Here is a 10,571-nt window from a genome sequence, read left to right as displayed (position 1 = left end):
CGTGGTCGAAGAGCACGACCCGGTGGCTCCGCTCGAAGGCCGGCGCGACGTAGCGCCACATGCCCTGGTCACAGCCGAAGCCGTGCGCGAACACCATGGGCGGGCCGTCCGCCCGCCCGGTGACGTGCACGTTGTGCCTGGTCCGGATGTTGCTGGTTCTGACGTCCATCCCGTCGAGCCTAGGCCACGGGTCCCCACCGGGCATCTCGCCGGTCCCGTCCACCCGCACCGACACCCGCACGCAAGTGGCCACTCGACCGGGCTCGGTCCCACGTCGAGTGGCCACTTCTGCCCCGTCCACCCGCACCGACACCCGCACGGAAGTGGCCACTCGACCGGGCTCGGGGGCCAGGGGGGGGAGCGGAGCAGGGGTCAGCAGCCGACCAGGCGCTGCGCGAGGTAGCCCTCCACCTTGTCGAGCGAGATCCGCTCCTGGCCCATCGAGTCGCGCTCGCGGATCGTCACGGCCGAGTCCTCGAGGGTGTCGAAGTCGACCGTGATGCAAAAGGGCGTCCCGATCTCGTCCTGGCGGCGGTAGCGCTTGCCGATGGCCCCGGCGTCGTCGAAGTCGATGTTCCAATGCCTGCGCAGGGCGGCGGCGAGGTCACGGGCCTTGGGCGAGAGGTCGGCGTTGCGCGACAGCGGCAGCACCGCGGCCTTGACGGGGGCGAGACGGGGGTCGAGGCGCAGGACGACCCGCTTGTCGACGCCGCCCTTGGTGTTCGGTGCCTCGTCCTCGGCATACGCGTCGACGAGGAAGGTCATGAGCGAGCGGGAGAGGCCGGCCGCCGGCTCGATGACGTAGGGGGTGTAGCGCTCGCCCGTGGTCTGGTCGAAGTAGACGAGGTCATGGCCCGAGTGCGTGCTGTGGCTCGACAGGTCGAAGTCGGTGCGGTTGGCCACGCCCTCGAGCTCTCCCCACTCGGAGCCGGCGAAGTTGAAGCGGTACTCGATGTCGACGGTGCGCTTGGAGTAGTGCGACAGCTTGTCGGCGGGGTGCTCGAAGTGGCGCAGGTTGTCGGGGTTGATGCCGAGGTCGATGTACCAGCGGGTGCGCTCGTCGATCCAGTACTGGTGCCACTGCTCGTCCTCGCCGGGCTTGACGAAGAACTCCATCTCCATCTGCTCGAACTCGCGGGTGCGGAAGATGAAGTTGCCCGGCGTGATCTCGTTGCGGAACGACTTGCCGGTCTGCGCGATGCCGAAGGGCGGCTTCTTGCGCGAGGCGCCCATGACGTTGGCGAAGTTGACGAAGATGCCCTGCGCCGTCTCGGGGCGCAGGTAGTGCAGGCCAGACTCGTCCTCGATGACGCCGAGGTGGGTCTTGAGCATCATGTTGAACTCGCGAGGCTCGGTCCACCGGCCCTTGGTGCCGCAGTTCGGGCAGCCGACCTCCGCCATGGGCACGTCGTCCGGGCCGGCGACCCCGAGCTTGGCACCGGCCTTGTCGAAGACCGCCTCCTGAAGATGGTCCTGGCGGAAGCGCTTGTGGCACGAGAGGCACTCGACGAGCGGGTCCGTGAACGTGCCGACGTGGCCGGAGGCCACCCACGTCTCGCGCGGCAGGATGATCGAGCTGTCGAGGCCCACGACGTCGTCGCGGCCGGTCACCATCGACTTCCACCACTGCCGCCGGATGTTCTCCTTGAGCTCGACACCGAGCGGGCCGTAGTCCCAGGCCGAACGGGTGCCGCCGTAGATCTCCCCGCTCGGGAAGACGAAACCCCTGCGCTTGCAGAGGCTGACGACGGTGTCCACGGTGGAGGTGTGCTTGGCCATGCCGCCTAGGCTATCGGCCCCCATGCGGTGCTCCGGCCGCCCGTGGGTGGTGGCCGACGCTGCCCTACCCTCGTGGCGTGGGCCTGAGCTTCCGTTCCCGCGTCGAGCACGCATCCGTTCCTCTCGTCGAGCGGATGCACCGCGTACCCCGCGCCCTGGCGGTCGGCGTCCTCGTCGTCATCGTGGGGGCCGGGGTGCTCGCCCCCTCGCCGTGGGGCGGCGTCGCACTGCTGCTCCTCGGGGCCTTCCTCGGCTGGCTGCTCTTCCTCACGTGGCAGCGCCTCGCCCTGCCCGAGCGGCTGCTGCGCATCGCGGTGCTGCTGCTCACGCTCTCCGTCGCCATCGTCCGCCTGTTCCCGAAGTAACTTTGACAATCATTCTCAGTTGGCAGAGCATGGTCGTATGCCGCGACCAGCCGTCCTCGTGCGATCCCTCGTGGGCGCGACCGTGCTCAGCCTCCTCGGGGCGGGCTGCGGCACGCCGAGCTCGGGTGACGCTGGCGAGGCGGCAGCGACGCCCGGGCGGCCCACCGCGGTGACCTCGTTCTACCCGCTCGAGTTCGCCACCCAGCGCATCGGCGGCGGCCACGTGGCGGTCTCGGTGCTCACGAAGCCCGGCACCGAGCCGCATGACCTCGAGCTCGGCGGCCAGGACACGACGCGGATCCAGCGCGCCGACGTCGTCATCTACGCCAAGGGCTTCCAGCCCGCAGTGGACGAGGCGGCCGAGCAGGTCGCGGACCCCGCCCGGCTCCTCGACGTCTCCCCCGCCGCCCGGCTCTCCCTCACTGCCTCCGACCGGGACCTCGCGACCTCCGGTGGCGCGGACCCGCACTTCTGGCTCGACCCGCAGCGGTATGCCGCCGTCGCCCGCGCCATCGGCGACCGGCTGGCCGCGACCGACCGGGTCAACGCCGCGGCCTATGAGGCGAACACGAGGAGCTTCGTCGGCGAGCTGGAGGCCCTCGACGCGGAGCTCAGGAAGGGGCTGGCGAGCTGCCGCATCCGCGACCTCGTCACGAGCCACGCGGCCTTCGGCTACCTCGCCGCCCGCTACGGCTTCCGCCAGCACGGCATCAGCGGCCTGTCGCCCGAGGCCGAGCCGTCCGCGGCCGCGCTCGAGGCGGTCTCCGACCTCGTCCGGCAGCGCGGCGTCACGACGGTCTACCAGGAGACGCTGGTGGAGCCGCACTTCGCGCAGACCGTCGCCGCCTCGACGGGCGCGCGGCTCGCCACGCTCGACCCCGTCGAGGGGATCACGGCCGAGTCGGCCGCCAAGGACTACCTTGGCGTGATGCGCAGCAACCTCGCGACCCTGCGCCGGGGACAGGACTGCACGTGACCACTGTGCCCGCCGCCGCCTCCGACGGCATCCCCCGACCGGGCGGCGAGGTCGTGCTGCGGCTCGAGGATGCGACCTTCGGCTACGGCGAGCGCCCGGTCCTGAGCCACGCCGACCTCACCGTGCGCCGGGGGGAGGTCGTGGCCGTGCTCGGCCCCAACGGCTCGGGCAAGTCGACGCTCGTCAAGGGCGTGCTCGGGCTCAACGAGCTCATGTCGGGCAGGGTCGAGATGTTCGGCGTGCCGCGCGAGCAGTTCGCCGACCGGGCCCGCCTCGGCTATGTCCCCCAGCGGCATACGCTCTCGGGGTCCGTGCGCGCCACCGCGGAGGAGATCGTCGCCTCCGGCCGGCTCCCCCGCCTCGGCCTCCTCGGACGGATGCGGGCGACCGACCGACAGGTCGTCGCCCGCGCGCTCGAGGTCGTCGGTCTCGCGGACCGCGCGGCCACGGAGGTGAGCACCCTCTCCGGCGGGCAGCAGCGGCGCGTGCTCATCGCCCGGGCGCTCGCCGGGCAGCCGGACGTGCTCCTCATGGACGAGCCCACCGCGGGCGTGGACGCCGCGAACCAGCACGTCCTCGCCGACGTCCTCGCCCGGCTCGTGGCGCAGGGGGTGACCATGGTCGTGGTCACCCACGAGCTCGGTGCCCTCGCCCGGTTGCTCACCCGCATCGTCGTCGTCGACGCCGGCCGGATCACCTTCGACGGGTCACCGCAGCGGTATGCCGCCGAGCGGGACCTCGTGCACCACGAGCACGACAGCCACCACCACGACAGCGAGCTGGAGGCCGAGCTGCGCACCCGAGCGGCCTCCCTGCCGCAGGGTCCCCTCGACACTCGGGGAGGGCGCCGTGGCTGACCTGCTGTCCATCGACTTCCTGCAGCGGGCCCTGCTGGCCGCGGTGCTCGTCGGCACCGTGGCCCCGATGGTCGGCATCTTCCTCGTCCAGCGGCGGCTCTCCCTCATCGGCGACGGCATGGGCCACGTCGCCCTCGCCGGCGTCGCCGTGGGGCTCGTCACCGGGCAGGGTCCGGTGCTCACGGCGCTCGTCGCGGCGGTCCTCGCGGCGGTGGTCATCGAGCTGCTGCGCACCCGGGGCCGCACGAACGCCGACGTGGCCCTGGCCGTCATCTTCTACGGCGGCATCGCCGCCGGGGTCGTCATCATCAGCAGGGCTCCGGAGGGCACGCCGGCCAACCTCATGAAGTACCTCTTCGGGTCGATCCTCACGACCCGGCCGAGCGACCTCTACGTCTTCGCCGCCCTCGCGGTGCTCATCGCGGGCACGACGTGGGCGCTGCGGCCGCGGCTCTTCGCCGTCGCCAACGACGAGGAGTATGCCCGGGCCGTCGGGATCCCGGTCCTCACCCTCAACCTCGTCCTGGCGGTGCTCACGGCCCTCACGGTCGTCATCGCGATGCGGGTCGTGGGCCTGCTGCTCATCAGCGCCCTCATGATCGTGCCGAACGCCGCCGGGCAGCTGCTCGCCCGCAGCTTCAGCAGCGGCCTGCGCTGGGCGGTCGCCGTCGGGCTCGTCTCGGCCGTCGGCGGCGTGCTCCTGTCGTATCCGCTCAACACCCCGTCGGGAGGCACGATCGTCCTCGTCGCCGTGGCCCTCTTCGTGCTCGTCGCCGCGGGGACCGCTCTCGTCCACCGCCTGCGGCGTCGCGGCCACGCGGTGGCCGAGCAGCACGACCACGAGCACGGCCTCGACTGCGGGCACGAGGGCATCCCGCACGGGGACCACGTCGACTACGTGCACGACGGCCACCTGCACGCCCCGCACGAGGCCCACTACGACGAGCACGGCCGGGCCCACGAGGACGAGCACGCATGACGGCGCGGCGCCCCACCCGCCAGCAGCTGGCCGTCGCCGAGAGCCTGGCGCGGTCCGACGACTTCGTCTCGGCCCAGGTCCTGCACGCCCGGCTGCGCGAGTCGGGCGACGCGGTCGGGCTGGCCACCGTCTACCGCGCGCTCCAGTCCATGGCCGAGGCCGGCGCGGTGGACGTGCTGCGCACGGAGGACGGCGAGGCGGTCTACCGCTCGTGCTCCGGGAGCCACCACCACCACCTCGTATGCCGCACCTGCGGGCGCGCCGTCGAGGTCGAGGGCCCCGCGGTCGAACGGTGGACCGAGCGGGTCGCCGCCGAGCACGGCTTCTCGGACGTGACGCACACCCTCGAGATCACGGGCCTGTGCTCGGCCTGCGCCGCCGCCGGAGCCTGATCAGAGCCACCCGTTCGGCCTGGAGCCACCCTGCCGGTTCACAGCCACCCGCTCACGGGTGGCTCGGCGCCGTGAGGGTGGCTCGGCGCCGTGAGGGTGGCGTCCACAGCGCCCGCGAGCCATCGATGCCGCGTCCACAGGCTCAGAGCCGGGAAGAACGTCCGAGGATCGTCGCACCGACCATCGGCGAATGACCACTTCTCCAGCACCACTCGTCCCGTATGCCGCCGACGAGGTCGTCAGCGCGGCACAGCTCTCGGCGCGAGGCGTCGACTCCCATGAGGTTCGGCGGCTCCTGCGCGCCGGGGTTCTGCACCGTCTCTGCACGGGCTGGTACGCGACCCGGCCGCCGACGAGCGATGCGGACCGACACGTGCTCAAGGCCCGGGCGGTGCTGCGTCACCTCGGTGGCCGAGCGGCCTTGAGCCACCAGTCCCGGGTCGTCATCGCGGGGCTGCCGGTGTGGCGTGCCGACTTGCGGGCGGTGCACGTCACCCGCATCCGCGACGAGGTGACCCGGCGCCGCCCCCACCTCGTCAGCCACTCGCAGGTGAGCGGCCTGCACATCACTTCGGTGCCCGGACTCGGTCCGGTCGTGCCGGTCGCGGTCGCGATCGTCCAGACCGGGCTCGTGGCGGGCGGGATGGACGCAGCCATCGCCGCCGATGCCGCGCTCCACGGCAAACGTCTCACGCACGACGACCTGCGTGCCGCCACCGAGCTGCTGGCCGGGCATCGGGGTGTGCGGCGCACAGCCGCGGCGCTCGAGCGGTGCGACGGACGCCACGAGTCCCCCGGCGAGACCCGCCTGGCCCACGTCCTGGCCGACCTCGGGATCGCGGTGACGCCGCAGTTCGAGGTCAGCACCCGCCTGGGAACACGTTGGGCCGACTTCAGGATCGACGGGACCCGCGTCCTGCTCGAGTTCGACGGCAAGGTGAAGTACACCGACCCGAACCGGGCGGGCGACGTGCTGTGGCAGGAGAAGCGACGCCAGGACGCCCTCGAGGACGAAGGATGGATCGTCATGCGAGTGACGTGGGCCGAGCTCGACGACCCGAACGCGCTTGTGCTTCGCATCCGGGCGGCCATCGTCCGCAGCCGCGGCCCCCAGCCACGCTGACGCCACCCCGGCGGTCCGAAGCCACCGGCCCACCGGTGGCTCGATGCCGTGCGGGTTGCTCGATGCCATGCGGGTGGCTCGATGCCGTCAAGGTGGCTCGAAAACACTCGTCGTCAGGGGCCGGTCGTCGGGGCGTCGACGGCGCCGCCATAGCGCCGGTCGCGGGCGGCATACGTCTCCAGTGCCTGCCAGAGGTGGCGCCGGTCGAAATCGGGCCACAGGGTGTCGAGGAAGACCAGCTCGGCGTAGGCGGACTGCCACAGCAGGAAGTTGCTCGTGCGCTGCTCGCCCGACGAACGCACGAAGAGGTCGACGTCGGGCATCGTCGGATCGTCGAGGTGCCGCCGGATCGTCCGCTCGTCGATGGCGCCGGGTCGCAGCCGCCCCTCCTTGACCTCGACGGCGATGCGCTGCACGGCGTCGGCAATCTCGGCGCGGCCGCCGTAGTTGACGCAGAAGTAGAGGGTGAGGCCCTGGTTGTGCCGGGTCAGCTCCTGCGCCGTCTCGAGCTCGGAGATGACGGACCGCCACAGCCTCGGCGCCCGCCCGACCCACCGCATGCGCACGCCCCACTCGTGCAGCTGGTCGCGGCGGCGCCGGATGACGTCACGGTTGAAGCCCATGAGGAAGCGCACCTCGTCCGGCGAGCGCCGCCAGTTCTCGGTGGAGAAGGCGTAGGCCGACAGGTGGGTCACGCCCGCCTCGATGGCGCCCGCGACGACGTCGAGCAGCGCCGCCTCCCCGGCCTCGTGCCCCTTGGTGCGCGGCAGGCCGCGCTGGTTGGCCCAGCGGCCGTTGCCGTCCATGACGATGGCGACGTGCCGAGGAAGCACCTCGGCCGGGATCGCGGGCGCGGTGGCGCCGCTCGGGTGCGGGAAGGGCCGGACGGGCCGGCGAGGCGGGGTGGGCGGCGTCATGGGGCTCCGGTCGGTGGCGGTCGGTCGGTGGCGGGGAGGTCCTCCGCAGTATGCCGCCGGGCTCAGGTGCGGTCGACGAGGCGCAGGGAACGCACGCCCCGCTCGAGGTGCCACTGCAGGAAGGCTGCGACGAGGCCGCTCGCCTGGCTGCGGTGCCGCGGCTCGGCGCCGTCCGCGGCCTCCCAGTCGCCCGACAGGAGGCCGGCGAGGAGCGTGAAGGTCTCCGGCGCGGGGGCCGACGAGCCCGGCGGCCGGCACGCGGGGCAGACGGCGCCACCGGACTGGACGGAGAAGGCGCGGTGGGGCCCCTGCGCGCCGCACCGGGCGCAGTCCGAGAAGCTCGGCGCCCAACCGGCGACCGCGAGCGAGCGCAGCAGGAAGGCGTCGAGGACGAGGGTCGGCTCGTGGGCGCGCTCGGCGAGCGCGCGCAGCGCCCCGCCGAGGAGCAGGAACTGCTGCGTCTGCGGCTCGTGCTCCTCCGTAAGCGTGATCGCCACCTCGAGCATCGCGGTCGCGGCGGTGTAGGCGGGGTAGTCACGGGCGATCGCGTCGCCGTAGGGCGCGAGCGTCTCCGCCTGCGTCACCGTGTCGAGGTTGCGGCCCTCGTAGCACTGGACGTCGACGACCATGCCGGGCTCGAGCCGGGAGCCGAAGCGCGACTTCGTGCGCCGCACGCCCTTGGCGACGGCCCGCACCCGGCCACGGGTCCGGGTGAGCATCGTGATGATACGGTCGGCCTCGCCCAGCTTGTGGGTGCGCAGCACGATCGCCTCGTCACGGTAGAGCGGCATACGGGCCATTCTCCCCCAGGGCACGCACCCGGGTGGGCACCCACGAATGGGCGGCCGGTCTAGCACAGGCGTTCGATCCGTGGTTGAGTTGACTCATGGACCTCGCACTCCAGGGCTCCCTGCTCGACCTCGCCGACGTGATGACGCTGCGCGAGCTCGGTGCGGCGGTGCGCCGCACCGGGCTCACCCGCGGCGCCTGGGTCGACGTGCGGCCCGGCTGGCTCGCTGCGGGAGACGAGCTCTTCACGGCCCTGCTGCGCGACGTCCCGTGGCACGCGGAGCGGCGGCACATGTATGACTCGGTCGTCGACGTCCCTCGGCTGACGAAGTTCTACGCGGCGGGCGAGACGCTCCCCCACCCGCTGCTCGTCGAGGCCCGTGACGCCCTGAGCCGGCACTACGCGCCCGAGCTCGGCGAGCCGTTCGTCACGGCCGGACTCTGCCTCTACCGCGACGGCCGCGACAGCGTCGCCTGGCACGGCGACCGCATCGGTCGCTCCCGGGACCAGGACACGATGGTCGCCATCCTCTCCATCGGCTCGAGCCGCACTCTCGCCCTGCGACCCCGCGACGGCGGTCCCAGCCGGCGCTTCCCGCTCGCCCACGGTGACCTCGTCGTCATGGGCGGCTCGTGCCAGCGCACCTGGGACCACTGCATCCCCAAGACCTCCGCGCCGGTGGGCCCGCGCATCTCGGTGCAGTTCCGGGTCGCCGGCGTCCGCTGACAAGGAGACTCCCGTATGCCGCCCAGCCGCTCAGGTAGTGCGCTTCCCTACCTCGACCACCTTGCTGCGGACTCCGCCCGGTTCCGTGACGTGCTCGCGACGGCACCCCCCAGCCGCCGTGTGCCGACCTGTCCCGACTGGGACTGCGATGACCTGCTGTGGCACCTCGGCCAGGTGCAGTGGTTCTGGGGTGAGATCGCGGAGCGCGGCCTCACCGACCCCGCCGAACTCGAGGCGATGAACGCGACCCGCGAGGACCGGCCGCCCGACCGCGCGGGGCTGCTCGACCTCTACGACCGTGCGAGCGGCCGGTTGCACCGCGTGCTGAGCCGGCTCCAGCCCACGACGCCGCTCTGGATGTGGGCCGACGACAAGACGGCTGGCTACATCCGGCGCCGGCAGGCGCACGAGGCGATGATCCACCGGCTCGACGCCGAGCTCACCGTCGGGGCGCGCACGCCGCTCGACTGCCGGCTGGCTGCGGACGGCGTCGACGAGGCGCTGCGGATCATGCGGGGCTACGAGCCCGAGCCGGGTCTCACGCACGTGGCGACCGGCCCCACCGTGATGCTCGCGACGGTCGACGCGATGCATGCCTGGACGGTGACGCCGGTGCACGTCACGGGCACCGACGAGGACGGCCACGAGGTCGACGTCCGGCGGTTCCTGGTCTCCGACGGCCCCGATGAGGGCTCCGCCGCAGAGATCTGCGGGTCGGCCGCCGACCTCGACTGCTGGCTGTGGAACCGCCCACCCGACGGCGAGATCACGCGTGCGGGCGACGCTGCCGCGCTCGCTGCGGTCGAGGCCGTGCTCGGCGCCTCCATCGACTGACGTCGACCCGCACGCACCCTGCGCGCACAACAACGACGATCAGGTGGCCCTGCTGACGCTTGCGAAAGGTCCGTCGTGCTGGTCGGGGCCAACGGCTCGACGTCGACGGTCAGGGCAGACATGCCGGAGCGCGCGACCTCGCCTGCACCGAGACGGACCCGGTCCAGGCGGCGGCACGGGGGTCGCACCGGCTGGGCGGCGACGCTCACCCAGCCGCTGCGGCCACCTGCTCCGCCGTCTCGGCATCCCGCGCAGCGCGGTTGACGGCCGAGACGACCGCCTTGAACGACGCAGTGACGATGGACGGGTCGACCCCCACGCCCCACAGCACCCGCTCGCCGATCGCGCACTCGACGTAGGCCGCGGCGCGGGCGTCGCCGCCGGCCGACAGGGCGTGCTCGGCGTAGTCGAGCACCCGCATGTCGGGCGCGCCCTCGACGGTCTCGAAGGCGGCGAGGAAGGCGGCGATGGGTCCGTTTCCGGTCCCGGTGATGGTGATCGGCGTGCCTCTGTCGAGCAGCTTCGCCTCCGTCGTGCTCTGGCCGTCGACGGTGGAGTCGGTGACCACGTTGACGAGCTCGAAGCGCCCCCACGGCGCTGCCGGGTTGGGCAGGTACTCGTCCTGGAAGCGGGCCCACAGCTCGTCCGGCGAGACCTCCCCGCCGTCCTGGTCGACGCCGCGCTGGACGACCCCGGAGAACTCGATCTGCAGCCGCCGCGGGAGGTCCATGTGGTGCTCGGACTTCATGATGTAGGCGACGCCGCCCTTGCCCGACTGGCTGTTGACCCGCACGACGGCCTCGTAGGAGCGCCCGAGGTCATGCGGGTCGACC

At 72.5% G+C, this 10,571-nt stretch carries 12 protein-coding genes; 8 read left to right on the top strand and 4 right to left on the bottom strand.

Annotation, left to right across the window (positions count from 1 at the left end):
- Window positions 1-372: 372 nt before the first annotated feature.
- Window positions 373-1,779, bottom strand: coding sequence for a glycine--tRNA ligase (locus VFJ94_RS11555; protein WP_325004358.1), 1,407 nt, complete (start codon window positions 1,777-1,779; stop codon window positions 373-375).
- A 77-nt stretch (window positions 1,780-1,856) separates the two neighbouring features.
- On the opposite strand from VFJ94_RS11555, the gene VFJ94_RS11550 reads away from it, so the two are divergent.
- The 6 genes from VFJ94_RS11550 (at window position 1,857) to VFJ94_RS11525 (ending at window position 6,471) form a co-directional block, all read left to right on the top strand.
- Window positions 1,857-2,144, top strand: a complete 288-nt coding sequence (locus VFJ94_RS11550; RefSeq protein ID WP_325004357.1) for a DUF6703 family protein — start codon at window positions 1,857-1,859, stop codon at window positions 2,142-2,144.
- Between the two features lie 37 nt (window positions 2,145-2,181).
- Entirely contained in the window at window positions 2,182-3,120 is a 939-nt protein-coding gene (locus VFJ94_RS11545) for a metal ABC transporter substrate-binding protein (protein WP_325004356.1), read from the top strand.
- The gene (locus VFJ94_RS11540) at window positions 3,117-3,977 is read left to right on the top strand and encodes a metal ABC transporter ATP-binding protein (RefSeq protein ID WP_325004355.1); all 861 of its coding nucleotides are present in this window, start codon (window positions 3,117-3,119) and stop codon (window positions 3,975-3,977) included. Before VFJ94_RS11545 ends, VFJ94_RS11540 begins: the two co-directional genes overlap by 4 nt.
- Entirely contained in the window at window positions 3,970-4,956 is a 987-nt protein-coding gene (locus VFJ94_RS11535; protein WP_325004354.1) for a metal ABC transporter permease, read from the top strand. The genes VFJ94_RS11540 and VFJ94_RS11535 overlap by 8 nt, the downstream gene beginning before the upstream one ends.
- On the top strand, window positions 4,953-5,348 hold the full coding sequence (locus VFJ94_RS11530) for a Fur family transcriptional regulator (RefSeq protein ID WP_325004353.1): 396 nt from the start codon (window positions 4,953-4,955) through the stop codon (window positions 5,346-5,348). Before VFJ94_RS11535 ends, VFJ94_RS11530 begins: the two co-directional genes overlap by 4 nt.
- Before the next feature lie 190 nt (window positions 5,349-5,538).
- Window positions 5,539-6,471, top strand: coding sequence for a hypothetical protein (locus VFJ94_RS11525; protein ID WP_325004352.1), 933 nt, complete (start codon window positions 5,539-5,541; stop codon window positions 6,469-6,471).
- A 113-nt stretch (window positions 6,472-6,584) separates the two neighbouring features.
- Here the strand turns inward: VFJ94_RS11525 and VFJ94_RS11520 are convergent, their stop codons facing one another.
- Together VFJ94_RS11520 and recO are read right to left on the bottom strand one after the other, a co-directional pair.
- Window positions 6,585-7,388: an isoprenyl transferase gene (locus VFJ94_RS11520; RefSeq protein WP_325004351.1), complete on the bottom strand. Its 804-nt coding sequence runs from the start codon at window positions 7,386-7,388 to the stop codon at window positions 6,585-6,587.
- Window positions 7,389-7,450: 62 nt separating this feature from the next.
- A complete protein-coding gene (gene recO / locus VFJ94_RS11515) occupies window positions 7,451-8,179 on the bottom strand; it encodes a DNA repair protein RecO (protein WP_325004350.1) in 729 nt (242 codons plus the stop codon).
- Between the two features lie 95 nt (window positions 8,180-8,274).
- On the opposite strand from recO, the gene VFJ94_RS11510 reads away from it, so the two are divergent.
- Entirely contained in the window at window positions 8,275-8,904 is a 630-nt protein-coding gene (locus tag VFJ94_RS11510) for an alpha-ketoglutarate-dependent dioxygenase AlkB (protein ID WP_325004349.1), read from the top strand.
- Window positions 8,905-8,919: 15 nt separating this feature from the next.
- Window positions 8,920-9,738 carry a maleylpyruvate isomerase family mycothiol-dependent enzyme gene (locus VFJ94_RS11505; protein WP_325004348.1) on the top strand — a complete coding sequence of 273 codons (819 nt, stop codon included), beginning with the start codon at window positions 8,920-8,922 and terminating at the stop codon, window positions 9,736-9,738.
- Between the two features lie 205 nt (window positions 9,739-9,943).
- Here VFJ94_RS11505 and VFJ94_RS11500 read toward each other — a convergent pair.
- Window positions 9,944-10,571, bottom strand: a 628-nt coding sequence (locus VFJ94_RS11500) for an alpha-isopropylmalate synthase regulatory domain-containing protein (protein ID WP_325004347.1), incomplete at its 5' end; no start/stop codon positions are given.

The organism is Intrasporangium sp., assembly GCF_035688975.1.
In the GTDB taxonomy this organism is placed as follows: Bacteria; Actinomycetota; Actinomycetes; order Actinomycetales; family Dermatophilaceae; genus CALMNV01.
This window is presented reverse-complemented; position numbering and strand designations above follow the sequence as displayed.